This window comes from Streptomyces sp. NPDC001858 (genome assembly GCF_053594615.1).
This window is the reverse complement of record NZ_JBSFEV010000006.1, coordinates 72,079-98,623: the sequence shown is the minus strand read 5'-3', so window position 1 is coordinate 98,623 and position 26,545 is coordinate 72,079. Positions and strand designations below refer to the sequence as shown.

The following is a 26,545-nucleotide window of genomic DNA, read 5'->3' as shown; positions in this document are numbered from 1 at the left end:
CGGTTCGGAGTGCGGTGGCGGGGCGATACCACCGTCACCACGCAGGGGGTACGCGGGGGCACGAAGGAGGCGGGGACCATGATGCGACTGGGGACGGGGATCGGCTGGCGACCCGAGATCGCGGACGCCGTGGAGCGGATGCCGGGCATCGACTGGGTCGAGGCCGTCGCCGAGAACGTGTGTCCCGGGCACCTGCCCGACTCCCTGCTGCGGCTGCGCGAGCGCGGGATCACCGTGATACCGCACGGCGTCTCGCTCGGGCTCGGCGATGCGGAGCGACCCGACCGCAGACGGCTGACCGCACTCGCCGAGCGGGCCGAGGCGCTGGGCGCGCCGCTGGTCACCGAGCACATCGCGTTCGTCCGCGCGGGCGGCCCGCTGACGGCGTCCCCGCGGCTGGAGGCCGGGCATCTGCTGCCCGTGCCGCGCACCCGGGACGCCCTCGACGTGCTGTGCGAGAACGTGCGCATCGCGCAGGACGCGCTGCCCGTGCCGCTCGCCGTCGAGAACATCGCCGCGCTCGTCGCCTGGCCGGGCGAGGAGATGACGGAGGGACAGTTCCTCTACGACCTGGCCGACCGCACCGGCGTTCGGCTGCTCATCGACGTGGCCAACCTGCACACCAACTACGTCAACCGCGGCGAGGACCCCGCCAAGGCGCTGGCCGAACTGCCCCTGGAAGCCATCGCCTACGTGCACGTCGCGGGCGGCTTCGAGCGGGACGGCGTCTGGCACGACAGTCACGCGCACCCGGTGCCCCGCCCGGTCCTCGACATCCTGACCGACCTCGCGTCCCGGGTGGCGCCGCCGGGCGTGCTGTTGGAGCGGGACGAGAACTTCCCCGAACCGGCAGAGCTGGAGCGCGAGTTGGGCGCGATCCGGAAAGCCGTCGAAAGCGGTATGGCGCTGCGCGGCACCCCGGGCGCCGACGAAGCCACCCCGCCCACCCGGCCCCAGCCCAAGCCCAAGCCTCTGCCTCGACCGCAGCCCCAGCCCCAGCCCCAGCCCCAGCCCAAGCCCGAGGTGGCCGAACCGATCGTCGCCCTCGGCGTCGCCCCCGGCATCGGCCCCGACGAAGCGACCCGTCAGCGCCTCGGCCTCGCCCAGGCCGCCCTGCTGTCCGCGCTGGTCGCGGGGACTCCCGTCCCCGAGGGCTTCGACCGGGTGCGCCTCGGCGTGCAGGCGCGGGCCCTGGCGGCGAAGCGGGCCGACGTGGTGGCCAAGGTGGCGCCGGAGCTGCCGCAGATCCTCGGAAACGGTTACCGGGCCGCTTTCATCGCGTACGCGCAACGGCACCCGATGCGCGGCGGATACCGCCAGGACGCCCTCGACTTCGCCGAGCGGATACTCCTGGACGGACAGCTGCCGGAAGGCCGGGCCCGCCGCGAACTGCGCCGCTGGTGGCTGGACCGCTCGGGCCCCGCCCCGAGGCCGAAGTCGCGGCTGTCCCGACTGCCCCCGCTGCCCCCGCTGCCCCGGCTGTCCCTGCTGGAACACGTGAGTCGGATGGGACGGTCGTCGATCCGGCGGTGACGGACGCTCCCGAATGTGCCGGGGTTAACACCCGGCCGCGTTCGTTGCACGCAACAACGTTTCCACAGACGTTTACTACCACTTTCCCCGGCTTTGGGGCCTCTTCCCGCCCTCCCGTTTTGGTCCGAGATGCCCGTGATGCAAGTCTTCGACCCTGTACGGCAGTTGGCGGAGCAGGCGCAGTAATATGCCAGTCCCGCAACCGATGTGCACTTGCGTGCAGTGCCGTGAGCAGGAGGCGCCATGCGCCCGCGACCCCCGATCAAGGGCAGAGGCATCTTCAGTGGTACCGGGCTGATCATCACGTGCCTGGCGGCGACCCTCGCGGCGCTGGTGTTCCCGGTCTGGTCGTACTCCGACCGTTCGGGCACCGGAGTCGACGTACTGAACGCGCAGACCGTCTCGACGCAGTACGGGCCGCTGTCCGCGCTGGACCGGGACTTCATCACCAAGGTCCGGCTGGCCGGACTGTGGGAGCTGCCGGCCGGCCTGCAGGCGCAGACGAAGGGCACGACCGAGGCCGTGCGGACGGCCGGCCGGCATCTGGTCGAAGGGCACGCCTTCCTGGACGAGCGGGTGCGCTCCGTCGCCTCCCAACTGGGCCTCGCGCTGCCGAACGAGCCCAACGACCAGCAGAAAGGCTGGCTGACGGAGCTGACCGCGGCCCAGGGCCGGCAGTACGACTGGAAGTTCGCCAACATCCTGCGCGTCGCGCACGGCCGGGTGTTCTCCGTCGTCGCCCAGGTACGGGCCAGTACGCGGAACTCGCTCGTGCGTCAGCTCGCCGACGACGCCAACACCACCGTCCTGGACCACATCAAGATCCTCGAGACCACCGGGTACGTCGACTACGACGCCCTCGCCCGGGACCTGGCGGCCGACAGCCCGCCGTCGATCACCCGCACCCCCGGGCCGCCGGGGCCCACGACCGACCCCGGGCCGGTCGTGCCGCTCACGGCGTCGCCGTATCCCACGTACACGCTGCCGCCCGCCGCGGCCAGTCCGCCGCCCGGCTCCTGAGGCGCCCGGGACGAAGGCAAGCGGAACGTCACATATCCACAACGCCCGGTCCGGATCGTGAACGGGGCATGGCGTCTCCCTGTGCGATGGCATAGAAACGCGACATGGTCTGGGTGCTTCTCCTGCTGCTGGCATGGGCCGTCGCGGGCGCGGCGTGTACACGGCTGTGCCTGGCCGCCGCTCGCACGGCGAGTGCGGCGAACTCCGCGAGTGCGGCGAGCGCCGACGCGCACGCGGGCCACGGACATGATCTGACCCTGTACGAGGCGGCTTTCCTGTCCGGCGGTCCGGGCCGGGTCGCCGACCTGACCATGGTCTCCATGGCGCGCCAGCGCCGGCTGCTGCTCGCCCACACCGGCTGGGCCACCGTCGTCGACCCGCGCGGGCGCGACGAGATGGAACGGTCGGTCATAGGGGCCATCGGACCCGAGGGGCAGTCCCCCATCGCCCCGGTACGGGCCGCGGCGGCGGCCGCTGACGCGGTGGGCGGCCTCGCCGACCGACTGGTCGACGCCGGCCTCGCGGTGCCGGACGGCGCCCGTACGACGGTCGCGGCCGGGGTACGGCAGGTGCGGGCGGCCGCCGTGGCCGTCGTCGCGCTGGGCGTCGTCGCACTGCTGCTGCCCGCCTCACCGGAGATGCCCCGCAACCTCGTCGCTCTCTGGTTCGCGCTGCCCCTCGCTCTCACCCTGAGCTGCCTGGCCATAGCGCGGGTGGAGGCGCATCCGTACTCGCGCTGGGCCTCCCCGGCCGGCCAGCGGCTGCTGGGCGCGCTGGCCCGGCACGCCGGGAGCGCGGGGGACGACCGCAGGTATCTGACCTCCGTGGCCGTACGCGGGATCCGCGCGGTCGGCGAACCGGACCTGCGGGCGGCCTTCGCGCATCGCGGGCAGTACGGGTACCACGGGCTCGACGGTCTGCGCGGGCTGCACGGGCGCGACTGAGCCAGGGCTCCGCTCGGACAGGGCTCCGCTCGGACACGACGACGCTCGAACGCGCCTGCCCTCGACCACGACGCCGCTCGACCACGACTCCGCCCGGACAGGACGCCCCTCGGGCAGAACGCCTCTCGGACGGGGCGCGCTCGACCACTGGGGGGCGCACACGGGGCATTGACGCCGACACCAGCCGTCGGTGCTTGCCTTCCCCCAAGGTCGAACCAAACTTCCCTTTTGTCGCCGCCGTGCACCGAAGGGACCCCCGATGAGAGCCGCCGCCCTCCACTCGGCCGCAGGAGCCCTGCTGCTGACCGCCCTCTCCGCCGCCCCGGCGGGCGGCGTCCCGAGCACGCCCGACCTGTCCGCCCCCGGTCTGTCGGCTCCCGGTCTCCCTGCCCGTGGCCTGTCCGCCTCCGTCCGGGCCGCCGCCCCCGGCGTCGCGCTGGCCGCCGCGCAGGCCGCGGCGAAGGGCGTCGACTTCGGGAAGTGCTCCGACGCGCAGGACCTGCCCGGCACCATGCAGTGCGGCACGGTCGCCGTCCCGCTGGACTACGCCCAGCCGAACGGGAAGCAGATCGAGCTGACCGTCAGCCGCGTGCCGGCCACCCACCGCGACCCGCACAACAGCAAGCACCGCGTGCCGCGACAGGGCGCGCTGGTCTTCAACCCGGGCGGGCCGGGCGGCTCCGGTCTGTACTTCCCGCTGATCGGGCTGCTGCCGGAGTGGAAGCGCATCGGGGCCGCGTACGACCTCGTCGGCTACGACCCGCGCGGGGTCGGCCGCTCGGCGCCGCTGTCCTGCCAGGACCCCAAGCAGTTCTTCAAGGGGCCCTCGCCCGCTCCGACGCACCCCTCGGAGTCGTACAAGCGGGAGCGCATCGCGCAGGCGAAGGCGTACGCGCAAGGGTGCGCGAAGCGGTCGGGCAGCGCCCTGCGGCACATCAACTCACTCAACAACGCGCGTGACCTGGACGTGCTGCGCGCCGCGCTGGGCGAGGAGCGGCTGACGTTCATGGGAGCGTCGTACGGCACCTACTTCGGGGCGGTGTACGCGACCCTGTTCCCCTCGCATGTGCGGCGGATGGTGTTCGACGCGGCGGTGAACCCGGACCCGGCGCAGATCTGGTACCGCAACAACCTCGACCAGTCGGCGGCGTTCGAGAGCCGCTGGACGGACTTCCGGGAGTGGATCGCCCGGCACGACGACGTGTACGGCCTGGGCGGGACGGCGCAGGCGGTGCTGGACAGCTATGAGCGGGCGCGGGCGCGGCTGGCCGCCGAGCCGGCCGGCGGGAAGGTCGGGCCGGGACAGCTCCAGGGCGCGTTTCTGCAAGCCGGTTACTACGACGACTACTGGCCGGCTCGGGCGCAGGCGCTGTCGGAGTACCTGAAGGGCGACCCGAAGCAGCTGATCGCGCAGGCCGGGCCGGTCCAGGAGGCGGCCGAGGAGGCGGAGAACTCGAACGCCGTGTACACGGCCGTGGAGTGCAACGACGCACCGTGGCCGACGGACTGGAGGGTGTGGAACCGCGACAACACGCGGCTCGCGCGGGTCGCGCCGTTCGAGACCTGGGACAACGTGTGGGCGAACCTGCCGTGCGCGTACTGGCCGGCGCCCCGGCAGGAACCGCTCGATGTGCGGACCGGGCCGGGCGAGCTGCCGCCGACGCTGATCCTGGCCGCCGAGCGGGACGCCGCCGCGCCGTACGACGGGGCGCTGGAGATGCACCGGCGGCTGACCGGCTCGGTGCTGGTGACGGAGCGGGACTCCGGCACGCACGGCATCGGGGGCGGACCGAACCGGTGCGTCAACGGCCACCTCGACGCGTATCTGCTGGAGGGCAGGCTCCCGACGCGGCGCGCGGCCTGCGCACCGCACGCGGAGCCGAAGCCGGCCGCGGCGCAGCCGGCCGTGCAGGAGCCTGCCGCGGCCGGGCCCGCGGCCCCCTCCGAGGAGCGGGCCGCGCGGCCGAAGCGCTGATCAGGCCAGACCCGCGACCAGCTCCGCGACGTCCTTGCGACGGCCCGTGTAGAACGGGACCTCCTCGCGGACGTGCATCCGGGCCTCCGAGGCACGCAGATGGCGCATGAGGTCGACGATGCGGTACAGCTCGTCGGCCTCGAACGCCAGGATCCACTCGTAGTCGCCGAGCGAGAACGAGGCGACCGTGTTGGCGCGGACGTCCGGGTAGCCGCGGGCCATCTTGCCGTGGTCGGCGAGCATGCGACGGCGGTCCTCGTCGGGCAGCAGGTACCAGTCGTAGGAGCGCACGAAGGGGTAGACGCTGATGTAGTCGCGGGGCGTCTCGTCGGCGAGGAACGCCGGGATGTGCGAGCGGTTGAACTCGGCGGGGCGGTGCAGCGCCATGTTCGACCAGACCGGCTCCAGGGCGCGGCCCAGCCGGGTGCGGCGGAACAGGTTGTACGCCTCCTGGAGCTGGTCGGCGGTCTCGGCGTGCCACCAGATCATGACGTCGGCGTCGGCGCGCAGACCGGACACGTCGTAGGTGCCGCGGATCGTCACGTCCTTGGCGGCGAGCTGGTCGAACAGCTCCTGGACCTCGTCGGCGTAGCCCGCGCGGTCCTCGGGCAGCACGTCCTTCAGCTTGAAGACGGACCACAGCGTGTAGCGGATGACCTCGTTGAGGTCCTTGGCCAGCTTGCCCTTGTTGGGGATCCTGCCGGCCTCGGTGGTGGGGGCGTCGTCGCTCATGGCCTCATTCTCCCGCTCCGCCGTGCAGACTCTGCACCGGGTTCGCGGTGAGTTCGCGGACGGCGCTCAGGTCGCCGCCGATCTGGTCCACCGCGGCGTACGCGCTCGCGATGCAGGCCGGGATGCCGACGCCGTCGTAGGGCGCACCGCACACCGCGAGGCCCGGGAGTTTCGCGACGTGCTGGCGGATGCGGGCCACGCGCGCGTGGTGGCCGACGGGGTACTGGGGCAGGCCGTCCGTCCAGCGGGTGACGCGGGTTTCCACGGGTGTGGCGTCCAGGCCGGTGGCCGCGCGCAGGTCGTGCCGGGAGACCTCGACGAGGTCGGCGTCCTCGCGGCCCAGGACCTCCGTCTCGCCGTAGCGCCCCACGGAGGTGCGCACCACGACCGTGTCCGGGTCCTGGTCGGCGATCCAGCCCCACTTCTGGGAGGCGAAGGTGGCCGCTTTGACGGTGCGTCCGTCGACGGGCGGGACGAGGAAGCCGCTGCCCTCGGGCAGGGCGGTGTCGGCGCGCCGGTAGGCGAGGGTGATCAGGGCCATGGAGGCGTACTCCACCGTGCGCAGCTCGGCGGCGGCCTCGGGGGACTCGGCGGCGAGCAGCGCGGCGGCGGCCGGTGCGGGGACGGCGACGACGACGGCGTCGGCCCGCAGCACCCGCTCCCCCGCGGTGACGCGCCAGCCGCCGGCCGGGTCGCGGCGCAGTGCCGTGACGGCCACGCGCGTGTGGATCTCGCCGCCGCGCGCCCGGACGCACTCGGCGACCGCGAGCGGCAGTGAGCCCACGCCACCCTGGATGCCCATGAACACAGGCCCGGTCTGCTGGTTCGCGGCCGCCGTGGCCTGGATCTCGCGGACGGCCTGCGTCAACGAGGTGTGCGTCTGGGCCGCCTGGAAGAGCTGCGGGACGGCCGAGCGCATCGAGATCCGGTAGGCGTCGCCGGCGTAGACGCCGCCCAGCAGGGGCTCGATGAGGCGGTCGACGACCTCGCGGCCCAGGCGTGCCGCCACGTACTCCCCGACCGCCACGTCGTCCCCGGTCTCCGTTCGGGGCAGGTCGGCGTCGCGCTCGATCCGGGCGAGGCCCTCGTCGGACAGCACGCCGGAGAGGGCGGCCGCGGTGCCCGGGACGCCCATGACGTGGCCCTTGGGCATGGGGCGCAGTGCGCCGCGGGTCCAGATCGAGGCGGTGGCGGTGGCCGGCGGCTGCAGGCGGTCGGCGAGGCCCGCCTCGCGCGCGAGGGCGATCGCCTCGGGCCGGCGGGCGAGCATCGACTCGGCACCGAAGTCCACGCGCACGCCCGCGATCTCGCCGGGCAGCAGCTTGCCGCCGACCCGGTCGGACGCCTCCAGCACGGTCACGGTCGCCCCGCGCCCCAGCAGCCGGTGGGCGGCGGCCAGACCGGCGATCCCGGCTCCGATGACGACGACGTGATGCCCCGTGCCCGTACCCGTTGCGCTCATGCGTCCACTCTCTCAGACCCCACTGACAGTCCCGCCGGGCCCCGGTGTCCTGTCCGCGTCCTGACCGTGACCTCTTCGGAACCGACCGACGCCAACGTCCCGGCCCGCCCGGGCGTCGAAGGATCGTCAACTGCCACCACCCTCGGGGGGACACCCAGATGCCCACACGCCATCGCGTACGACGTCCGTCGCGACGTCCCGCACGACCCGTCCAGGCCCTGGCCGCGGTGCTGCTCGCCGCAGGCCTGGCCGTCACCGGATGCAGCGCCGCGGACGACGCGAGCACGAGCAGTTCGGACGGCAAGGCCGCCGTCGGAGAGGCCGCCCCCGAAAACCTCGGCGCCGGGGACGCGGGCGCGGCCCCGGACGCGAAGGAGGGCGCGGGCGCGGGCGGTTCGAAGGCCACCACGGCGCCTCAGCTCACCGTCAACCGCATCATCCGCACCGCCACCCTGACCGTGCAGGTCAAGGACGTGCCCAAGGCCCTCGACGAGGCCCGGGCGACCACCGAGAACGCGGGCGGCTACATCGGCGACGAGACGACCACCCGGGACGAGGACGGCGGCGAGCGGACCCGGGTCGTGCTGCGGGTCCCCGTCGAGAGCTACGACGACGTCCTCGCCGATCTCCAGGGCGCGGGCAAGCTCCTGGCGCGCACCGCGAAGGCCCAGGACGTCACCGATCAGGTCGTCGACGTCGAGAGCCGGATCGCCTCGCAGCGCGCCAGCGTCGCCCGGGTCCGGGCGCTGATGGACCGGGCGACGAAGCTCAGCGACGTCGTCTCCCTGGAGGGCGAGTTGAGCAGTCGGGAGGCCGATCTGGAAGCGCTGCTCGCACAGCAGGCGTCTCTGAAGGACCGCACGAGCCTGGCGACGATCACCGTGACGCTCTCGGAGAAGCCGGTCGACCCGGCCGCCGAGAAGGACGACGACCCGGGGTTCGTGGACGCGCTGGCGGGCGGCTGGGACGCGTTCGTGACGGTGCTGCGCTGGATCGCCGTGGCGTTCGGCGCGATCCTGCCGTTCCTCGCGGCGGCCGTCCTGATCGTGCTGGTGTGGCTGCGGCTGATGCGGCCGCGGCGGCGGCTGCCGGAGGCGAGCCCGGCAGAGGCGGAGACGGACACGAGCGCGGTGAACGCGGCCGGGGTGCGCGAGCCAGGGCAGGACTGAACTGAGGCGGCCCCGTAGCGTGTTCGCATGAGCATCGAGCGACTGGTCGTGATCGGCGGTGACGCCGCGGGCATGTCCGCGGCGTCCCAGGCCCGGCGTCTGAAGGGGCCGGGGGAACTGGAGATCGTGGCCTTCGAGCGCGGCCACTTCACCTCCTTCTCGGCGTGCGGCATCCCCTACTGGGTGGGCGGCGACGTCGCCGAGCGGGATCAGCTGATCGCCCGCACGCCCGAGGAGCACCGCGCGCGCGGGATCGACCTGCGGCTGCGCACGGAGGTCACGGAGATCGACGTGGCGGGGCGGCGGGTACGCGCGCGTGACGTCGATTCGGGCGCGCGGTCCTGGACGTCGTACGACAAGCTCGTGATCGCGACCGGGGCCCGTCCGATCCGGCCGGACCTGCCGGGTGTGGACGCGGCGGGCGTGCACGGGGTGCAGACCCTGGACGACGGGCAGGCGCTGCTCGACACGCTGGCACGCACGCGTGGGAGGCGGGCCGTCGTCGTGGGGGCGGGCTACATCGGCGTGGAGATGGCCGAGGCGCTCATCAACCGCGGCTACGAGGTGACGGTCGTCAACCGGGGCAGCGAGCCGATGTCGACCCTCGACCCGGACATGGGCCGGCTGGTGCACGCGGCCATGGAGGACATGGGCATCACGATGGTGAACGACGCCGAGGTCACCGGGGTCCGCACGGACGGGGACGGCGTTGTCCGGGCGGTGGTGACCGAGCAGGCCGAGTACCCGGCGGACGTGGTGGTGCTGGGCATCGGCGTCCGCCCGGAGACCGCGCTCGCGAAGGCCGCCGGGCTGCCCCTGGGCCGGCACGGCGGGCTGCTCACCGACCTGGCGATGCGGGTGCGCGGCCACGAGGACATCTGGGCGGGCGGCGACTGCGTCGAGGTCCTCGACCTGGTGTCCGGCCAGGAACGCCATATCGCTCTCGGCACCCACGCCAACAAGCACGGGCAGGTCATCGGCGCCAACGTGGGCGGCGGCTATGCCACCTTCCCCGGCGTGGTCGGCACGGCCGTCAGCAAGGTCTGCGATCTGGAGATCGCGCGCACGGGGCTGCGGGAGAAGGACGCGCGCAGGGCCGGCCTGCGCTTCGTCACGGTCACCGTCGAGTCCACCAGCCGCGCGGGCTACTACCCCGGCGCTTCCGCCATGACGGTCAAGATGCTCGCCGAGCGCAGGACGGGCCGTCTGCTGGGCGTGCAGATCGTGGGGCGGGAGGGCGCGGCCAAACGCGTCGACATCGCGGCGGTGGCGTTGACGGCCCAGATGACGGTGGAGCAGATGACGGCCCTGGATCTGGGCTACGCCCCGCCGTTCAGCCCGGTGTGGGATCCGGTGCTGGTGGCGGCGAGGAAGGCGACGGCGGCGGTGCGGAGCACGTGAGGATCTGTCCGGGGCGCGGGCCGGCCGTGGTCGGCCCGCGCCCGGAAACGTTGCTCAACCGGCTCCGCTCAACCTCGGCAGAGCGGAAACAGCGGCAGGCTGTTCCACCGGCTTCGCATGCGCCGCGGCCGCCGGCCGTGACCGCAACCGGTTACTGACAGCCTCGTCCAAGGTCACCGGCCGCTGCATCTGCGCAGCGAGCCGCCCGGCCTCCTGGCCGAGTCGCGCCACGTCCTCCCAGGGCAGCCGGACCACCAGCGAGATCTCGGCCTCGCCGTCGGGTGTGGCGTGCATGGGGGGAGTAACTCGGTCGTTCATCGCCTGTTCCTCACGTCGTCCCCGCGACCCGCCTTCCTCGTGCCGCGAGCAGTTGCCGGTTCATACGCACTCGTGGTGAGTCGCGTTCACCGGTTCGTCGAACGGATCGGGGGCAGTAATTCCTTGTGGTCATCCCCGTCCATGACGTGAACCCGGTGCGCCGCACGCCGGTGGTGACGTACGCGCTGATCGCCGCGAACGTCTTCGTCTTCTTGTTCATGCCGGGCCTGTCCGGCTCCGTGGCGGGCGACAGCAGCCTGGCCCAGACGTGCCATCTGCACGCTTTCCTGGAGCACTACGCGGCCGTCCCGCGCGAGTTGATCCACCATCAGCTGCCGGGGCTCGTCCCCACCGGCGAGGTGAGCGGCGCGAGGTGCGTGCTGAGCCCGCCGGGCTACGAGAAGTCGCCGGCGCTGAGCGTCCTGACCGCGATGTTCCTGCACGGCGGCTGGCTGCATCTGCTGGGCAACATGCTGTTTCTGCTCATTTTCGGAAACAACATCGAGGACCGCATGGGGCACGTCCGCTTCGCGCTCTTCTACGTGGTCTGCGGCTACGCCGCGTCGTACGGTTTCGCGCTGCTCAACGCCGACTCGACCGATCCGCTGATCGGCGCGTCGGGGGCGATCGCGGGGGTGCTCGGCGCCTATCTGGTGCTGTTTCCGAAGGCCAGGGTGTGGGTGCTGGTCCCGTTCCTGGTGTTTCTGCCGCTGCGCCTGCCGGCCTGGATGGTGCTGGGTTTCTGGTTCGTGCTGCAGGCGGTGTACTCGTCGGGCGAGGGCGTCTCGGGGGCGGGCACCGTGGCGTACGCGGCGCACATCGTCGGCTTCCTCGCGGGGATGCTGCTCGCCTGGCCGCTCAAGCCGGGCACGCCCCCGCCGCCGGAGCCGCGCGGCCTGCTGTTCGGCAGACGGGCGCGCCCCCGGCACACGTGGTGAGCGCCGCCTACGCGGCCGTCTATCCGGCCGTCTGCGTGTGGACGTAGTCGACCAGCCGGGTCAGCGCGTCCGGGTCGGTGGTCGGCATGACGCCGTGGCCGAGGTTGAAGATGTGGCCCTCCAGGCCGGCGGCCGCGTCGAGGACCTCGCGGGCCTTGGCCTCGACGGCCTCGGGGCCGGCGAACAGCACGGTCGCGTCGAGGTTGCCCTGGAGCGCCTTGCCGGGACCGACCCGGCGCGCGGCCTCGTCGAGCGGGACGCGCCAGTCGACGCCGACGACGTCCGCGCCCGCGTCGCCCATGAGCTTCAGCAGCTCGCCGGTGCCGACGCCGAAGTGGATGCGCGGGACGCCGTAGCCCTCGACCGCGCGGAAGACCTTCGCGGAGGCGGGCAGCACCGAGCGGGCGTAGTCGGCGGGGGCGAGCGCGCCCGCCCAGGAGTCGAACAGCTGGACGGCGCTCGCGCCCGCCTCGATCTGCACCTTCAGGAAGGCGGTCGTGATCTCCGCGAGGCGGTCGAGCAGGTCGGCCCAGAGCTCGGGGTCGCCGTACATCATCGCCTTGGCGTTCTCGTACGTGCGCGACGGACCGCCCTCGACGAGGTAGCTCGCGAGGGTGAACGGCGCGCCCGCGAAGCCGATGAGGGGGGTGGCGCCGAGCTCGGCGGTCAGCAGGCCGACGGCCTCGGTGACGTAGGAGACGTCCTCGGGGGTGAGGTCGCGCAGCTGGGCGAGGTCGGCACGGGTGCGGATCGGGCGCGCGACGACCGGGCCGACGCCCGGCTTGATGTCGAGGTCGACGCCGATGGCCTTGAGCGGGACGACGATGTCGCTGTAGTAGATCGCCGCGTCCACGTCGTGCCGGCGCACCGGCTGGAGGGTGATCTCGGCGACCAGTTCGGGCCGCGTGCAGGAGTCGAGCATCGCGATGCCCTCGCGGACCTTGCGGTACTCCGGCAGCGAGCGCCCCGCCTGCCGCATGAACCACACGGGCGTGTGCGGCACGGGCTCCCGCCTGCACGCCTTCAGGAAGGCACTGTCGTACGTCGCTGTCGGCTGCCGGCCCGCCGGGCTCTCGTTCGCGCTCACGACGGCAAGTCTCCCACGGCGCCGAAGCCCGCGAGGCCGCCCCCTGCCGCCGCCCTCGTCGTCCGCCGCTCCGCCGTCCCCGGCGTTCCCGCCGCCGTCCCGCGGCCGTCCCGCCCCTGTCCCTTCTGTCGTTCCTCTGCCTTCTGTCCCTCGTCCTTCCGTCGTCCTTCTGTCGTCCTTCTGTCGTCCTTCCGTGGTCTTTCGGGCCGCGTGGTCCGTGCGCCTGTTCGCCCAGCGCGCACCTGTCCGCGAGCCCCGCACGGGTGTCTTGCCCTGCGCGAAGCCCCCGTTCCCCTTAATCTTCCCCGCATGGCTGCGGCTCAGGGACGACTGTCGGACGGCGCTGGCGGGATGGATGACGCGAACGAGGGGGACCGGGATGGGAGCACGTCGGCACCATTGCCCTTCCGGGCCGCGGTCGACGCGCTGAGGGCGGCCCGGCTGCGGCCGCAGATCGAGGTCGAGCCGACACCGGCCCCGAAGCGGCTCGCCCCGTTCGCGTACGCGCTGGAGGCGACGGTCGTGGACGGCGACCAGGACCTGGCCGACGGCCGGCTGGTGCTGCTGCACGACCCCGACGGGCACGACGCCTGGCGCGGAACGTTCCGCCTGGTGACCCTCGTGCGGGCCGAGCTGGAGCCCGAGATGGCCGCGGACCCGCTGCTGCCGGACGTGTGCTGGTCGTGGCTGACCGGCGCGCTCCAGGCGCGCGGACTGACCTACGGCGAGCCGAGCGGCACCGTCACGCGGGCGAGCTCGCACTACTTCGGCGGGCTCGCGGAGCGCCCGGCGGCCTCGCAGATCGAGATCCGGGCCTCCTGGACGCCGCGCGAGGGCCTGGGCGGGGTGCCGGACGCGGGCGCGCATCTGGCGTCCTGGTGCGATCTGCTCGCACAGGTGGCAGGGCTGCCGCCGGCCGGGCCGGGGGACGCGTCGGTGGTGACGCTGCCGCAGCGCAGGGGACCGCAGTCCCGTTGACCGTCTCTTTGTCGATACGGCCATTTTCGATCCCGTAAAGCACCCACTTAAACCGACTCGATCTTCGGATGATCGATCAAGTGTCCGAATTGAACGGATTGTTACTCACTAGATCGTGATCATTCTCTAAAGGACGCCGGGTTCGCTGCCGAAGACGACTGTGACCTTGAAAGCACGGTTCGTCCCGGCTTCCTCCCCACAAGCCCCACGAGCCGGCTCCCGTCCCCCACCCAGGAGGCCTGGTGTCCGTTCTCCTCGAGCAGCCCGCAAGCCTGGTCGCCTACCGCCCGAACAAGCCCACCGCGATGGTGGTCGTGGCCGACCCGCGCGTCCGCTCCACCGTCACCCGCCACCTGTGGGCGCTCGGTGTGCGCGACGTCATCGAGGCCTCGTCCATCGCGGAGGCTCGTCCCCGCATCGGCAACCCCCGCGACATCTGCGTCGCCGACGTCCACCTGCCCGACGGCTCCGGCCTCACCCTGCTGTCGGAGACCCGCGCCGCGGGCTGGCCCAACGGGCTCGCCCTCTCCGCGGCCGACGACATCGGCGCCGTGCGCAACGCCCTCGCGGGCGGCGTCAAGGGCTATGTCGTCACCGGCACCCGCACCAACGTCGGGCTCCCCACCCGGCCCGGTGCCGCCCCCATCGGCTCCGCCGCCCGTATGCACCGCCGCCCCCCGGGTGCCCCGAGTCACCCGGGCGGCTACCGCGAGCTCTCCGGCCGTGAGGTCGAGGTGCTGCGACTGGTCGCGGAGGGCCAGTCGAACAAGGCGATCGGCGTCTCGATGGGCCTGTCCGCGCTGACCGTCAAGAGCCACCTCGCCCGCATCGCCCGCAAGCTCGGCACGGGCGACCGGGCCGGCATGGTCGCGGTGGCGCTGCGGACCGGCATCATCCACTGACACCGACAGCCCACTCCCGGGATCTCCCTGAGATTCACCTGAGATTCCCCTGGGATCCGCCCGGGGGACTCCCAGCGCCTCCGTCCCGGCCTCCTCCCATCCCCCTCCGGCCCCCTCCCGTCCCCACCTGCTCCTATCTGCCTCTGCCCGGCCTGTTTCTGCACGACCTTGCTCGTCCTGCTTCCGGTTTCTTCCCGGCACCTTCCCTGTCGTTCACCGACCTGACTGGTTTACGACCCTCTGACGCCCGCCGACGGAACGTTCCGTCGGCGGGTGCCGTCGATACACAGATACCCTTGACAGGTGACCGACGCCCAAGAAACCGCAGCAGCCAGTTCACTGCGAACCACCGGAGGCGCCCCTCCGGACGACGGCGGATCTACTGCTTCCGGGGCGCCGACACCTCTGCTCGAACCGCGCGAGGGCATTCCTCCCGTGATCGCCGACGAGGCCTCCCTCGCCGAGGTCATCGCCGCGTTCGCCGCGGGCTCCGGCCCGGTGGCCGTCGACGCCGAGCGTGCCTCCGGCTACCGCTACGGGCAGCGCGCCTATCTCGTGCAGCTGCGCCGCGAGGGCGCCGGCAGCGCGCTGATCGACCCGGTGGCCTGTCCCGACCTCTCCGCGCTCGGCGAGGCGCTGTCCGGCGTCGAGTGGGTGCTGCACGCGGCCACCCAGGACCTGCCGTGTCTGCGCGAGATAGGCATGACGCCGACGCGGCTGTTCGACACCGAGCTGGCCGGACGGCTCGCCGGGTTCCCGCGGGTCGGCCTCGGCGCGATGGTCGAGGGCGTGCTGGGCTTCGTCCTCGAGAAGGGCCACTCCGCCGTCGACTGGTCGACCCGGCCGCTGCCCGAACCGTGGCTGCGGTACGCGGCCCTCGACGTCGAGCTCCTGATCGACCTGCGCGACGCGCTGGAGAAGGAGCTGGACCGGCAGGGCAAGCTGGAGTGGGCCCACCAGGAGTTCGACGCGATCGCCTCCGCCCCGCCGCCGGAGCCCCGCAAGGACCCCTGGCGTCGCACGTCGGGCATGCACAAGGTCCGCCGGCGGCGGCAGCTGGGCGTCGTGCGCGAGCTGTGGCAGACCCGGGACCGGATCGCGCAGCGACGGGACGTCTCCCCGGGCAAGGTGCTGTCGGACGCGGCCATCGTGGAGGCCGCGCTCGCACTGCCGACGACCGTGAGCGCGCTCGCCGCGCTGAACGGCTTCGGGCACCGGATGGGACGGCGGCAGCTGGAGCAGTGGCAGGCCGCGGTCGACCGGGCGAAGGCGCTGAGCGAGTCGCAGCTGCCGCAGCCGGGGCAGCCGGTGGCGGGCCCGCCGCCGCCGCGGGCCTGGGCCGACAAGGATCCGGTGGCGGCGGCGCGGCTCAGCGCGGCGAGGTCGGCCGTCTCGGCCCTGGCCGAGGAGCTGAACATGCCCCAGGAGAACCTCATCGCGCCGGACGCGGTGCGCAGGGTCTGCTGGGAGCCGCCGAAGCCGCTGGACGAGACGGCCGTCGCGAGTGCGCTCGCGGGGAACGGGGCTCGGCCCTGGCAGGTGGAGCAGGTGACGCCCGTGCTCGTCGCGGCACTGTCTTCCGAGTCTTCCGATGAGGGGTGAGTGAAAGCGGTTACCTCGTCGCGCCTCTCATGAAACCGTTGTAGATGTATTTCTGGAGGGCCAGGAAGACGATCAGTGTCGGCAGGATGACCAGGACGGCTCCTGCCGAGATCGTTTCCCAGTGGGCTGCGTAGGGGCCCTTGAAGCGGAACAGCGACGTCGAGATCACGCCAAGATCTTGTGAGGGCATGTACAGGAACGGGATGTAGAAATCGTTGTAGACGGCGATCCCCTTCACAATCACGACCGTCGCGATCGCCGGTTTCAGCAACGGAAAGATGATCTTTCGGTAGATCGTGAAGGCATTCGCCCCGTCGAGCCGGGCCGCCTCGTCCAGGGAGATCGGGATCGAGCGCACGAACTGCAGGAAAATGTAGATCGAGACGATGTCCGTGCCCATGTAGAGGGCGATCGGGGCCCAGCGGGTGTCGAACATGCCGAGGCTGTGGACGATCTGGAAGGTGGCCACCTGGGTGGTGACACCCGGGACCAGAGCGGCCAGCAGAAACAGTGCGATCACCAGTTTCCGGAACCGGAAGGTGAACCGGTCGATCGCGTAGGCGGTCATCGAGCCGATGAGGACCGTGCCGCCGACGGAGGCGACGAGGATGAAAGCGGTGTTGCCGAACGCCGTGAGCATGCCGCCGTCCTGGAACGCCGTCACGTAGTTGTGGAAGTTGAGCGGATCGCGCGGGAGTGTGAGCGCCCCGCTGCCGTTCGCCGTCTCGCTCTCGGTCTTCAGGGACGTCAGGACCACGACGCCCAGCGGGAGCAGGACGATCAGCGTCGCGGCGATCAGGGACAGGTACACCAGGGCGCGGGAGACGGTGTGGCGTGTCATACGAGGTCCACGTGGTCGTCGGGGACGAGACGGCGCTGCACCCAGGTGACCAGCAGGATGATCAGCAGCAGCACGACGGCCGCCGCCGAGGCGAGCCCCGTCTTGTTGAACTGGAAGGCCAGCTTCACGGTCTGGATCACGAACGTCTCGGTGCCGGTCGCCCCGCCGGTCATGATGTACGGGATCTCGAAGGCCGAGAGGGAACCCGAGACGGACAGGATCACCGTGAGGGTCAGCACCGGCTTGATGCCGGGCAGGATGATGTAGCGGAACTGGTGCCGGCGGCCCGCGCCGTCCAGTTCGGCCGCCTCGTACAGCTCGCCCGGGACGGACTGGATCGCCCCGAGGAACAGCACGAAGTTCAGGCCGAGGTAGCGCCAGATCGAGACGCCCGCGAGGGAGACGTTCGCCGAGGTCGGGGTGCCCAGCCAGGCGTGGTCGGTGTGGTGGCCGAAGAATCCGAGCACCGTGTCGAGGGTGCCGCCGTCCTGGAAGAAGTAGAGGAAGACGAAACCGATGGCGACGCCGTTGACCAGGGACGGGAAGAAAAGCACGCCCTTGAAGAAATTCCGGAAACGGATGCTGAAGCTGAGAATCGTGGCGAAGTAGAGCGCGGCGACGATCTGGATCACCGAAGCGGCCAGGTAGTAACCGCTCACCCAGAACACCTGGAAGAGGTCCTCCCTGGTGAAGATCTCCCGGTAGTTCTCCGTGCCCGTGTAGTGCAGTTCGGGGCTCACGCCGTCCCAGTCGGTGAAGCTGTAGGCGACCATGTTGGCGATCGGCGCGTAGGTGAAGGTGATCAGCAGGGCGAGCGGGGCGAGCAGGAACAGCCAGGGGGTCAGCAGCCGCCAGGTGCGCGTCCGACGCGGGGCCGCTGCCCGGGCCACGCGCTTCGAGCGCGGGGTTACCGCGTCGGAGGCTGTTTCCTGAGCTGTCGCCCCTTCGGTGCGGCGGCCCGGGGTGTGCGTGTCCGCGTGCGTCATCCGTCGCTCACGTTCGCCTGTGTCTCGGTCCACTTCTTGCCGAGTCCGCCGAGGAAGTCGTCCAGGCTGCCCTTCTTGGCGCCGCGCGCGAGGTCGACCAGGTCCTGGCGGTACTCGGGCTTGTAGATGCCGACCTCGGACTCGTCGTCGATCAGCTTGACCTTCGCGCCCGCCGAGTCGTCCAGCTCGATGAGCTCGACGCCCGCCTCCTCGTACGGCTTCAGCACGTCGGGCATGGCCGCGTCCTTGAGCGGCGAGATCGCCAGATTGTCCTTGTCGTAACCGGACTTGTCGGTGAACCAGTCGATCCAGGCGCGGGCCGCCTCCTTGTGCGGGGAGTGGACGTTGACGGCCTGGTTGTAGTCGGGGCCCACCGTCGCGCAGAACGTGCCGTCCGGCTGGGCGGGAAACGGCATGAAACCGATGTCGTCGGGATTCACGCCGGCCTTCTTCGCGGCGTCCTGGAACTGGATGATCGCCCAGGTGCCGAGCCACTGCGTGGCGATCTCGCCCTTGGCCGTGCGGGGCTTGGACTCCTCCCAGTTGCTGGTCGTCGGGTCCTTCTCGGCGAGGCCCTGCCGGACGATGTCGTGCAGCAGCGTGTCGCCGACCCGCAGGTCGGAGCCCGCGGCCCAGGGATCGCCCTCGGCGAGTTTCGTGGTCGCCTGCGGATCGCAGTGGACGGTGCCGTTGACGTACGTCCACGAGGTCAGCGGCCACTGGGCGGCGAAGTTGGTGTAGTAGGGGACGGCGTCGGTCTTCGCCTTGATCGCCTTCAGGTCGGCGAGGAACTCGGCCGGTGAGGTGGGCCATCGGGTGACTCCGGCCTCCTGCCAGATCCGTTTGTTGTAGACGAAGCCGGGCATCACGCCGACCGGGCTCTGGCCGTAGACCTTGCCGTCCACGGTCGTGAAGTCGGTGAAGCGGTACTTCTTGCTGCGTTCGGCCGCGGTGCCGAGCGAGGCGAAGAACTTCGGGTAGTCGTCCTTCTTGATCACTGCGGGGATGAGCAGGACATCGCCGTAGTCGTCCGTGTTCATCCGGATCTTGATCTCGGCCTCGTAGTTGGTGAGGGCCTGGAACTCGACCTTGACCTTGGGGTACGTCTTGTTGAACTCGGCGGCGTACCTGTCCAGGGTGCCGTCCTGCGCGAGATCGGTCCGCACGGTGAGGACCGTGATCGTGCCGCTCACCTTCGACGGGTCGTCGGGCGCCTCGGCGTCCGCGCCCTTCGCGCTTCCCCCCGTCCCGGTGCATCCCGGCAGCAACAGGGCCGCTCCCGCGACCATGGCGACGGCTGTACGGCGGTTCATGTGCATCACTTCCGTTCCTGGGACGGACGAGCACGTGCGGGTTGGCTGATTCGGCACTCTGACAGCGCTTTCTCAACCGGTAAAGTCCCAATTCCGCCAAGGATGACGCGACACCAACCGAAACTTTCGCTGAACCGGTTTAGGGAGTGCGCATGCTGGAGGAAACACCGCTCACCGAGGGATGGATCCTGCGGCACGGAGCGGAGTCGCTCCCGGCGTCGGTGCCGGGCTGTGTGCACACCGATCTGCTCGCCGCGGGCGTGATCCCCGACCCGTTCCTCGGGCGGAACGAGACCGACGTCGCATGGGTGGGGCGGCGCGAGTGGACGTACGAGACGCAACTGCGGGCCTCGCCGACCGGGCACGAGCAGTGCGATCTGGTGTTCGACGGCCTCGACACGGTCGCGGAGATCAGGCTGGACGGCCAACTCCTGGGCCGCGTACGGAACATGCACCGCTCGCACCGGTTCGACGTGACGGGGCTCGGCGGGCCGCTGACCGTCCGGTTCGTCTCCGCGTACGCCGAGGCGGAGGCCCTGCGGGGGAAGGTCGGCGATCGCCCGTCCGCCTACGCCGAGCCGTACCAGTACGTGCGCAAGATGGCCTGCTCGTTCGGCTGGGACTGGGGGCCCACCCTGGTGACGGCCGGGATCTGGCGGCCGGTGCGGGTGGAGCGCTGGTCGACGGCGCGGCTGGCCCGGGTACGCCCGCTGGTGAGCGTCGAACAGGGCGTCGGGGTGGTGGAGTTGCGGGTGGACGTGGAGCGGACCCGGGTGGAGGCCGGGCTCACCCTGGAGGCCCGGGTGGGGGAACGCCGGGCCCGGGCGGAGGTCGTCGGCACGGCGGGCGTCGTCAGGGTGGAGGTGCCGGACGCGCAGCGCTGGTGGCCTCGAGGCTACGGCGGCCAACCCCTGTATGACGTCGAGTTGACCCTGCATCACGGGAGTGCGCCGCTCGACGTGTGGCGGCGGCGCATCGGCTTCCGCACGGTCGAGCTGGATTCCTCGGCGGACGCCCATGGAACCGGTTTCACGCTCGTCGTCAACGGGGAGCGGCTCTTCGCGCGGGGCGTGAACTGGATCCCGGACGATGTGTTTCCGTCCCGGGTGACCCGGGAGCGTTACCGGAAGCGGTTACGACAGGCGGCCGACGCCGGGGTCGACCTCGTCCGGGTGTGGGGCGGCGGCATCTACGAGAGCGAGGACTTCTACGACGCCTGTGACGAGCTGGGGCTGCTCGTGTGGCAGGACTTCCCGTTCGCGTGCGCGGCGTACCCCGAGGAGCAGCCACTGCGGGGCGAGGTGGAGGCGGAGGCCCGCGAGAACGTCGTCCGGCTGATGCCGCATCCGTCGCTGGTGCTGTGGAACGGGAACAACGAGAATCTGTGGGGGTTCCGGGACTGGGGGTGGGAGGAACGGCTCGGCGGGGACTCCTGGGGCGAGGGCTACTACCTGGGCGTGCTGCCGCGGGTCGTCGGCGAGTTGGATCCGACGCGGCCGTACACGGCGGGGAGTCCGTGGTCGGGGTCGTGGGAGCGCCACCCGAACGACCCGGCGCACGGCACGCACCACGCGTGGGAGGTGTGGAACCGGGCGGACTACGCCGAGTACCGCGGCGCAGTGCCGCGGTTCGTCGCCGAGTTCGGCTGGCAGGCGCCGCCGGCCCATGCGACGCTGCGGCGGGCGCTGCCCGGCGAGGAGCTCGCGGCGGACTCCCCCGGCATGCTGCACCACCAGAAGGCGGAGGACGGCAACGGCAAGCTGGCGCGCGGGCTGGCCCGCCACTTCGCCCTGCCGGACGGCGACTTCGACCGATGGCACTACCTCACGCAGGTCAACCAGGCGCGGGCGGTGGCGACCGGGATCGAGCACTGGCGGTCGCACTGGCCGGTGTGCGCGGGCACGATCGTCTGGCAGCTCAACGACTGCTGGCCGGTGACCTCCTGGTCGGCGATCGACGGGGACGGACGGGAGAAACCTCTGTACCACGAGTTGCGGCGGCTCTATGCGGATCGGTTGCTGTCGCTTCAAGTGCGCGACGAAGGGCTGGTGTTGGCGGCCGTCAACCAGTCCGCCGGGCGGTGGACCGGCACGGTGACGCTGCGGCGGGTGTCCGTGGCGGGGGACGTGGTCGGCACCGGGAGCGTGCAACTGACGGTCGACGCACGGACGGTGGGCGAGGTGCGGGTGCCGGCGGAGCTGGAGCCGACCGGGGCTAAGGAGTTCCTGGTGGCCGACGCAGGGGCGTCCCGGCACTCAGCAGGGTCCCCGCACTCCGGGGAAGGGCTGCGGGCCGTGCACTTTCCGGTGCCGGACCGTGAAATCCCCTACCCGCGGCCCGAGTTCGACGTGGCGGTGGCGCCGGGGGCGGTCACGGTCACGGCCCGCACGCTCGTCCGGGATCTGCTGCTCCAGGCCGATCGGCTGGACCCCGGGGCACGGGCCGACCGGGGGCTCGTGACGCTGCTTCCCGGGGAACGGGTGACCATCGGGGTCGAGGGCTGGGAGACTCCGGATGCCGCCGCCGCTCGGGCCGCGCTGTACTGCCAGGAGCCCGCTCGATGACAGCGTCCCCGTCGCCTCGCGTCACGATCAAGGACGTCGCCGCGCGCGCCGGGGTGTCCAAGGGGGCCGTGTCGCTCGCCTTCAACCACAAGCCGGGGCTGTCGGAGGCGACCCGGGACCGGATCTTCGTCGCGGCGCGGGAGTTGGGCTGGGAACCGAATCTCACGGCCCGGTCGCTGTCGAGCTCGCGGGTGGACGTGGTGGGGCTGGCGATCTGCCGGCCGGCCCGGATGCTGGGTCTGGAACCGTTCTACATGGAGTTCGTCTCCGGGGTGGAGAGCGTGCTGACCGAGCACTCCTGCTCGCTGCTGTTGCGTCTGGTGCGCAATGTCGAGGAGGAGGCGGGGCTGCAGGAGTCGTGGTGGCGGGGCCGGCAGATCGGCGGGGCGATCCTGGTGGACTTCCGGGCCGACGATCCCCGGGTGGCGGCGGCCGAGCGGCTCGGGATGCCGGTGGTCGCGGTCGGGCATCCCTCGCTGACCGGCAGCCTGACGTCCGTCTGGACGGACGACGCGACGGCGGTGACGGAGGCGGTGCGTTACCTCGCGGCGCTCGGGCATCGGCGCATCGCGCGGGTGGGCGGCGCCGCGGCGCTCGGACACACGGTGATGCGGACGGCCGCCTTCGACGCGGCGGCCCGGGGTCTGGGGCTGGCCGGGGCGTGGCAGGTCGCCACCGACTACTCGGGGGAGGCGGGGGCGCGGGCCACCCGGTCGATGCTGACCGCCGCCCCGCCGGACCGGCCGACGGCAATCGTTTACGACAACGACATCATGGCGGTGGCCGGGCTGGCGGTCGCGGCCGAGATGGGGCTCGGGGTGCCGGGCGACGTCTCCCTCCTCGCCTGGGACGACTCCCAGCTGTGCCGGCTCACCCATCCGACGCTCTCCGCGATGAGTCACGATGTACACGGTTTCGGCGCGGAAGCGGCGCGGACGCTGTTCGGGGTGATCACAGGCGACGGTCCGGGATCGCATCCGGTGCCGACGCCGGTGCTCACGCCGAGGGGGTCGACGGCGCCGCCACGGGCTTGACGCCCCCCGGGACAGGTGCGCGACCGGCGGCGCCGCGACCTTTCGGGGCCCGCCCGGGTGTGTGACGTTCGCCGCTCCGCCCGGCAGGGGTGTGCAGCCACGTTACCCACAAGTAGCATGAGCCCTGAGCGCGCGCTCAGCGCTTGCGTGTCGCAGCAGTGCCATCCCGCACCCTGGAGGAGAGCCATCGTGCCTCGTACCGTCAGGGACGTCGTCTTCGTAGACGGCGTCCGTACCCCGTTCGGCAAGGCGGGCCCGAAGGGCATCTACCACGAGACCCGCGCCGACGACCTCGTCGTGAAGGCGATCCGGGAGCTGCTGCGCCGCAACCCCGGTCTCGACCCGAAGAAGATCGACGAGGTCGCCATCGCCGCGACCACGCAGATCGGCGACCAGGGCCTGACCATCGGCCGCACCGCCGGCATCCTGGCCGGTCTGCCGACCTCCGTGCCCGGCTACTCGATCGACCGCATGTGCGCGGGCGCCCTGACCGCCGTCACCACGGTCGCCGGCTCCGTCGCGTTCGGCGCGTACGACATCGCCATCGCCGGCGGCGTCGAGCACATGGGCCGGCACCCGATGGGCGAGGGCGTGGACCCGAACCCGCGGTTCGTCAGCGAGAAGCTGGTCGACGAGTCCGCCCTGTTCATGGGCATGACCGCCGAGAACCTGCACGACCGCTACCCGCAGATCACCAAGCAGCGCGCCGACGAATACGCCGTGCGCTCGCAGGAGAAGGCCGCCAAGGCGTACGCCGACGGCAAGATCCAGGCCGACCTGGTACCGATTTCCGTCCGCCGCACCAACCCGGAGGCCGGTGAGACGGGCTGGGGCCTGGTCACCGCCGACGAGCCGATGCGCCCGGGAACGACGCTGGAAAACCTTTCCGGTCTCAAGACCCCGTTCCGCGTCCACGGCCGGGTCACCGCCGGTAACGCGGCCGGTCTGAACGACGGCGCAACCGCTTCCCTCATCGCGTCCGAGGACTTCGCGCGCGAGCACGGCCTGCCGGTCAAGATGCGCCTCGTCGCGTACTCGTTCGCGGGCGTCGAGCCGGAGGTCATGGGTTACGGCCCGATCCCGGCCACCGAGAAGGCGCTGGCCCAGGCGGGTCTGTCCATCTCCGACATCGGCCTCTTCGAGATCAACGAGGCCTTCGCCGTCCAGGTCCTGGCCTTCCTCGACCACTACGGCATCGCGGACGACGACGAGCGCGTCAACCAGTACGGCGGCGCGATCGCCTTCGGTCACCCGCTGGCCTCCTCCGGCGTCCGGCTGATGACGCAGCTGGCCCGCCAGTTCGAGGAGCAGCCGCACGTCCGCTACGGCCTGACCACCATGTGCGTCGGCTTCGGCATGGGCGCGACGGTCATCTGGGAGAACCCGCACTTCGACGGAGGCGACAAGTGAGCATCACCACCGCTGAGCTTCTGAAGGGCGCGGCCGAGCTGTTCCCGGGCGAGGTCGTCACGCAGGCGCACGTGCGTCACCTGGATCTGCCGTTCGGTGCGGGGCGTTTCGCCCTGATCACGCTCGACAACGGTTTCGACCACACCAAGCCGACCACCTTCGGACCGCAGTCCCTCGCGCATCTCGACGCCGCGATCGACCAGGTCGAGAAGGAGGCCGCGGCCGGTGAGATCGTCGGCGTCGGCGTCACCGGCAAGCCGTTCATCTTCGCGGTCGGCGCGGACCTCAAGGGCGTCGAGCTGCTCAAGGAGCACACGGACGCGCTCGCCATCGGCAAGGGCGGCCACGAGGTCTTCAAGCGCCTGGCGGGCCTCGCGGTCCCGACCTTCGCCTACTACAACGGCGCGGCGATGGGCGGTGGCGTCGAGGTCGGTCTGCACTGCGCGTACCGGACCGTCTCCAAGGCCCTGCCGGCCTTCTCGCTCCCCGAGGTCTTCCTCGGTCTGGTCCCCGGCTGGGGCGGCTGCACGCTGCTGCCGAACCTGATCGGCGCGGACAAGGCCGTCTCGGTGATCATCGAGAACAGCTTGAACCAGAACAAGCAGCTGAAGGGCCAGCAGGTCTTCGACCTCGGGATCGCCGACGCGCTCTTCGAGGGCGCGGACTTCCTGGAGCAGTCGCTGATCTGGACCGCGAACGTCCTCAAGGGCGAGATCACGGTCGAGCGTGCGGTGATCGACCGCGGTGAGGCCTGGGACCAGGCCGTCGCCCGCGGCCGGTTCGTCGCCGACGGCAAGGTGCACGGGGCGGCCCCGGCCGCGTACCGTGCGCTGGACATCATCGCCGCCGCGAAGAACGGCGACCTCCAGCAGGGCTACGACGCCGAGGACGTCGCGCTCGCCGACCTGATCATGGGTGGCGAACTGCGCGCCGGCATCTACGCGTTCAACCTGGTGCAGAAGCGCGGCAAGCGCCCGGCCGGCGCGCCGGACAAGAACCTGGCCCGTCCGGTCACCAAGGTCGGCGTCGTGGGCGCGGGCCTGATGGCCTCGCAGCTCGCCCTGCTGTTCCTGCGCCGCCTCGAGGTGCCGGTCGTGCTGACCGACATCGACCAGGAGCGCGTCGACAAGGGCGTCGGCTATGTGCACGCCGAGATCGAGAAGCTGCTCGGCAAGGGCCGTATCAACCAGGACAAGGCCAACCGGCTGAAGGCCCTGGTGAGCGGTGTCCTGGACAAGGCCGAGGGCTTCGCCGACGCCGACTTCATCATCGAAGCCGTGTTCGAGGAGATCGGCGTCAAGCAGCAGGTGTTCGCGGAGGTCGAGGCGGTCGCCCCGGCGCACGCGATCCTCGCGACGAACACCTCCTCGCTGTCGGTCTCCGAGATGGCGTCGAAGCTGAAGAACCCCGAGCGGGTCGTGGGCTTCCACTTCTTCAACCCGGTCGCGATCCTGCCGCTGCTCGAGATCGTGCGCGGCGAGCAGACCGACGACGCCTCCCTGGCTACGGCTTTCGCCGTCGCCAAGAAGCTGAAGAAGACCGCGGTTCTGGTCAAGGACGCGCCGGCGTTCGTCGTGAACCGTATTCTGACGCGTTTCATGGGCGAGGTGCAGAACGTCATCGACGAGGGCACCCCGGTCGAGGTGGCGGAAAAGGCGGTGGAACCGCTCGGCCTGCCGATGTCCCCGCTGGTGCTTCTGGAGCTGGTCGGCCCCGCGATCGGTCTGCATGTTTCGGAAACGCTCAACCGGGCGTTCCCGGACCGTTTCACGGTCTCCCCGAACCTGGCGGCCGTCGTCAAGGCGGGCAAGCGCGGCTTCTACGTCTACGACAGCGGCAAGCCCGAGCTCGACCCCGAGGTCTCCGCGCTGCTGGAGCAGGGCGACTCGGTCCTGACCGAGGAGCAGGTGCGGGCGCGCGTCCTGGACGCGGTGGCGCAGGAGATCGGGCTCATGCTCGACGAGGGTGTCGTCGCCGAGGCGCAGGACGTCGACCTCTGCCTGATCACGGGCGCGGGCTGGCCCTTCCACCTGGGCGGCATCACGCCGTACCTGGACCGCGAGGGCGTCTCCGAGCGCGTGAACGGCAAGAAGTTCCTGGAGCCGGGCCTGGCGTCGGTTCCGGCGTGACCGCCGTATAGGGACGTGAAGAGGGCCTCCGCCGAGTGGCGGAGGCCCTCTGTCATGCGTCGGTCTTCCCGGTCGCTTCGAGCCGGGCCCTGAGTTCGGCGTTCTCCGCCTCCAGGACGACGATGCGCTTGCGGGCGAAGTACAGCTCCATGACGGCGTCGTGGAACTCGGAGATCAGTTCTTCGGGCGTGAGTTGCACGGTCGTCG

Annotated in this window: 22 protein-coding genes; 14 read left to right on the top strand and 8 right to left on the bottom strand. The window is 71.4% G+C overall.

The annotated features are described in order from the left end of the window. The first annotated feature begins 78 nt into the window (after positions 1-78). The 4 genes from ACWCPF_RS10805 (at position 79) to ACWCPF_RS10790 (ending at position 5,472) form a co-directional block, all read left to right on the top strand. Entirely contained in the window at positions 79-1,533 is a 1,455-nt protein-coding gene (locus ACWCPF_RS10805; protein WP_451044648.1) for a DUF692 domain-containing protein, read from the top strand. 243 nt (positions 1,534-1,776) lie between these two features. Then, positions 1,777-2,553, top strand: a complete 777-nt coding sequence (locus ACWCPF_RS10800) for a DUF4142 domain-containing protein (RefSeq protein WP_451044647.1) — start codon at positions 1,777-1,779, stop codon at positions 2,551-2,553. A 104-nt stretch (positions 2,554-2,657) separates the two neighbouring features. Then, positions 2,658-3,497 (top strand): TIGR04222 domain-containing membrane protein, encoded by an 840-nt coding sequence (locus tag ACWCPF_RS10795; protein WP_451044646.1) that lies wholly within the window; start codon positions 2,658-2,660, stop codon positions 3,495-3,497. A gap of 259 nt (positions 3,498-3,756) precedes the next feature. Beyond that, the gene (locus ACWCPF_RS10790; protein ID WP_451044645.1) at positions 3,757-5,472 is read left to right on the top strand and encodes an alpha/beta hydrolase; all 1,716 of its coding nucleotides are present in this window, start codon (positions 3,757-3,759) and stop codon (positions 5,470-5,472) included. On the opposite strand, the gene hemQ is transcribed toward ACWCPF_RS10790, so the two are convergent. Together hemQ and hemG are read right to left on the bottom strand one after the other, a co-directional pair. After that, on the bottom strand, positions 5,473-6,204 hold the full coding sequence (hemQ, locus tag ACWCPF_RS10785) for a hydrogen peroxide-dependent heme synthase (protein WP_358804322.1): 732 nt from the start codon (positions 6,202-6,204) through the stop codon (positions 5,473-5,475). 4 nt (positions 6,205-6,208) lie between these two features. Then, positions 6,209-7,666, bottom strand: a complete 1,458-nt coding sequence (gene hemG, locus ACWCPF_RS10780) for a protoporphyrinogen oxidase (RefSeq protein ID WP_451044644.1) — start codon at positions 7,664-7,666, stop codon at positions 6,209-6,211. A 158-nt stretch (positions 7,667-7,824) separates the two neighbouring features. Here hemG and ACWCPF_RS10775 point away from each other — a divergent pair, with 158 nt between their 5' ends. Both ACWCPF_RS10775 and ACWCPF_RS10770 read left to right on the top strand, forming a co-directional pair. Next, positions 7,825-8,835 (top strand): DUF4349 domain-containing protein, encoded by a 1,011-nt coding sequence (locus ACWCPF_RS10775; RefSeq protein WP_451044643.1) that lies wholly within the window; start codon positions 7,825-7,827, stop codon positions 8,833-8,835. A gap of 27 nt (positions 8,836-8,862) precedes the next feature. Beyond that, a complete protein-coding gene (locus tag ACWCPF_RS10770; protein WP_451044642.1) occupies positions 8,863-10,236 on the top strand; it encodes an FAD-dependent oxidoreductase in 1,374 nt (457 codons plus the stop codon). 54 nt (positions 10,237-10,290) lie between these two features. Here ACWCPF_RS10770 and ACWCPF_RS10765 read toward each other — a convergent pair whose 3' ends face one another. Next, positions 10,291-10,554 carry a hypothetical protein gene (locus ACWCPF_RS10765; protein WP_451044641.1) on the bottom strand — a complete coding sequence of 88 codons (264 nt, stop codon included), beginning with the start codon at positions 10,552-10,554 and terminating at the stop codon, positions 10,291-10,293. 125 nt (positions 10,555-10,679) lie between these two features. Here ACWCPF_RS10765 and ACWCPF_RS10760 point away from each other — a divergent pair, with 125 nt between their 5' ends. After that, the gene (locus ACWCPF_RS10760; protein ID WP_451044640.1) at positions 10,680-11,492 is read left to right on the top strand and encodes a rhomboid family intramembrane serine protease; all 813 of its coding nucleotides are present in this window, start codon (positions 10,680-10,682) and stop codon (positions 11,490-11,492) included. 19 nt (positions 11,493-11,511) lie between these two features. Here ACWCPF_RS10760 and hemE read toward each other — a convergent pair whose 3' ends face one another. Next, positions 11,512-12,579 (bottom strand): uroporphyrinogen decarboxylase, encoded by a 1,068-nt coding sequence (gene hemE, locus ACWCPF_RS10755; RefSeq protein WP_451044639.1) that lies wholly within the window; start codon positions 12,577-12,579, stop codon positions 11,512-11,514. Positions 12,580-12,930: 351 nt separating this feature from the next. Between hemE and ACWCPF_RS10750 the strand changes: the two genes are divergently transcribed. The 3 genes from ACWCPF_RS10750 (at position 12,931) to ACWCPF_RS10740 (ending at position 16,061) form a co-directional block, all read left to right on the top strand. Next, complete coding sequence (locus ACWCPF_RS10750; RefSeq protein WP_451044638.1) at positions 12,931-13,557, top strand: DUF3000 domain-containing protein; 627 nt, start codon at positions 12,931-12,933, stop codon at positions 13,555-13,557. A 242-nt stretch (positions 13,558-13,799) separates the two neighbouring features. Beyond that, positions 13,800-14,459: a helix-turn-helix transcriptional regulator gene (locus ACWCPF_RS10745; protein ID WP_351907096.1), complete on the top strand. Its 660-nt coding sequence runs from the start codon at positions 13,800-13,802 to the stop codon at positions 14,457-14,459. Positions 14,460-14,762: 303 nt separating this feature from the next. Further along, positions 14,763-16,061: a ribonuclease D gene (locus ACWCPF_RS10740; protein ID WP_451044637.1), complete on the top strand. Its 1,299-nt coding sequence runs from the start codon at positions 14,763-14,765 to the stop codon at positions 16,059-16,061. Between the two features lie 10 nt (positions 16,062-16,071). Here ACWCPF_RS10740 and ACWCPF_RS10735 read toward each other — a convergent pair whose 3' ends face one another. From ACWCPF_RS10735 to ACWCPF_RS10725, 3 genes are read right to left on the bottom strand one after another with little or no spacing between them, the layout of a single operon-like run. Further along, positions 16,072-16,902, bottom strand: a complete 831-nt coding sequence (locus ACWCPF_RS10735; RefSeq protein ID WP_451044636.1) for a carbohydrate ABC transporter permease — start codon at positions 16,900-16,902, stop codon at positions 16,072-16,074. Then, the gene (locus ACWCPF_RS10730; RefSeq protein ID WP_451044635.1) at positions 16,899-17,888 is read right to left on the bottom strand and encodes a carbohydrate ABC transporter permease; all 990 of its coding nucleotides are present in this window, start codon (positions 17,886-17,888) and stop codon (positions 16,899-16,901) included. The genes ACWCPF_RS10735 and ACWCPF_RS10730 overlap by 4 nt, the downstream gene beginning before the upstream one ends. Beyond that, a complete protein-coding gene (locus tag ACWCPF_RS10725) occupies positions 17,885-19,201 on the bottom strand; it encodes an extracellular solute-binding protein (RefSeq protein WP_451044634.1) in 1,317 nt (438 codons plus the stop codon). The genes ACWCPF_RS10730 and ACWCPF_RS10725 overlap by 4 nt, the downstream gene beginning before the upstream one ends. A 152-nt stretch (positions 19,202-19,353) precedes the next feature. Here ACWCPF_RS10725 and ACWCPF_RS10720 point away from each other — a divergent pair, with 152 nt between their 5' ends. The 4 genes from ACWCPF_RS10720 (at position 19,354) to ACWCPF_RS10705 (ending at position 26,338) form a co-directional block, all read left to right on the top strand. Next, positions 19,354-21,765: a glycoside hydrolase family 2 protein gene (locus tag ACWCPF_RS10720; protein WP_451044633.1), complete on the top strand. Its 2,412-nt coding sequence runs from the start codon at positions 19,354-19,356 to the stop codon at positions 21,763-21,765. After that, positions 21,762-22,799: a LacI family DNA-binding transcriptional regulator gene (locus ACWCPF_RS10715; RefSeq protein WP_451044632.1), complete on the top strand. Its 1,038-nt coding sequence runs from the start codon at positions 21,762-21,764 to the stop codon at positions 22,797-22,799. Before ACWCPF_RS10720 ends, ACWCPF_RS10715 begins: the two co-directional genes overlap by 4 nt. Before the next feature lie 189 nt (positions 22,800-22,988). After that, a complete protein-coding gene (locus ACWCPF_RS10710; RefSeq protein WP_451044631.1) occupies positions 22,989-24,209 on the top strand; it encodes a thiolase family protein in 1,221 nt (406 codons plus the stop codon). 2 nt (positions 24,210-24,211) lie between these two features. Continuing rightward, positions 24,212-26,338, top strand: a complete 2,127-nt coding sequence (locus ACWCPF_RS10705; protein WP_451044876.1) for a 3-hydroxyacyl-CoA dehydrogenase NAD-binding domain-containing protein — start codon at positions 24,212-24,214, stop codon at positions 26,336-26,338. Between the two features lie 52 nt (positions 26,339-26,390). Here ACWCPF_RS10705 and ACWCPF_RS10700 read toward each other — a convergent pair whose 3' ends face one another. After that, a complete protein-coding gene (locus tag ACWCPF_RS10700; protein ID WP_451044630.1) occupies positions 26,391-26,537 on the bottom strand; it encodes a hypothetical protein in 147 nt (48 codons plus the stop codon). Positions 26,538-26,545 lie beyond the last annotated feature (8 nt).

Excerpts from the sequence above, each read along its gene's own strand:
- ACWCPF_RS10805 (WP_451044648.1), top strand. The coding sequence starts at position 79 with ATGATGCGACTGGGGACGGGGATCGGCTGGCGACCCGAGATCGCGGAC.
- ACWCPF_RS10800 (WP_451044647.1), top strand. The coding sequence starts at position 1,777 with ATGCGCCCGCGACCCCCGATCAAGGGCAGAGGCATCTTCAGTGGTACC.
- ACWCPF_RS10795 (WP_451044646.1), top strand. The coding sequence starts at position 2,658 with ATGGTCTGGGTGCTTCTCCTGCTGCTGGCATGGGCCGTCGCGGGCGCG.
- ACWCPF_RS10790 (WP_451044645.1), top strand. The coding sequence starts at position 3,757 with ATGAGAGCCGCCGCCCTCCACTCGGCCGCAGGAGCCCTGCTGCTGACC.
- hemQ (WP_358804322.1), bottom strand. The coding sequence starts at position 6,204 with ATGAGCGACGACGCCCCCACCACCGAGGCCGGCAGGATCCCCAACAAG.
- hemG (WP_451044644.1), bottom strand. The coding sequence starts at position 7,666 with ATGAGCGCAACGGGTACGGGCACGGGGCATCACGTCGTCGTCATCGGA.
- ACWCPF_RS10775 (WP_451044643.1), top strand. The coding sequence starts at position 7,825 with ATGCCCACACGCCATCGCGTACGACGTCCGTCGCGACGTCCCGCACGA.
- ACWCPF_RS10770 (WP_451044642.1), top strand. The coding sequence starts at position 8,863 with ATGAGCATCGAGCGACTGGTCGTGATCGGCGGTGACGCCGCGGGCATG.
- ACWCPF_RS10765 (WP_451044641.1), bottom strand. The coding sequence starts at position 10,554 with ATGAACGACCGAGTTACTCCCCCCATGCACGCCACACCCGACGGCGAG.
- ACWCPF_RS10750 (WP_451044638.1), top strand. The coding sequence starts at position 12,931 with ATGGATGACGCGAACGAGGGGGACCGGGATGGGAGCACGTCGGCACCA.
- ACWCPF_RS10735 (WP_451044636.1), bottom strand. The coding sequence starts at position 16,902 with ATGACACGCCACACCGTCTCCCGCGCCCTGGTGTACCTGTCCCTGATC.
- ACWCPF_RS10730 (WP_451044635.1), bottom strand. The coding sequence starts at position 17,888 with ATGACGCACGCGGACACGCACACCCCGGGCCGCCGCACCGAAGGGGCG.
- ACWCPF_RS10725 (WP_451044634.1), bottom strand. The coding sequence starts at position 19,201 with ATGAACCGCCGTACAGCCGTCGCCATGGTCGCGGGAGCGGCCCTGTTG.
- ACWCPF_RS10720 (WP_451044633.1), top strand. The coding sequence starts at position 19,354 with ATGCTGGAGGAAACACCGCTCACCGAGGGATGGATCCTGCGGCACGGA.
- ACWCPF_RS10715 (WP_451044632.1), top strand. The coding sequence starts at position 21,762 with ATGACAGCGTCCCCGTCGCCTCGCGTCACGATCAAGGACGTCGCCGCG.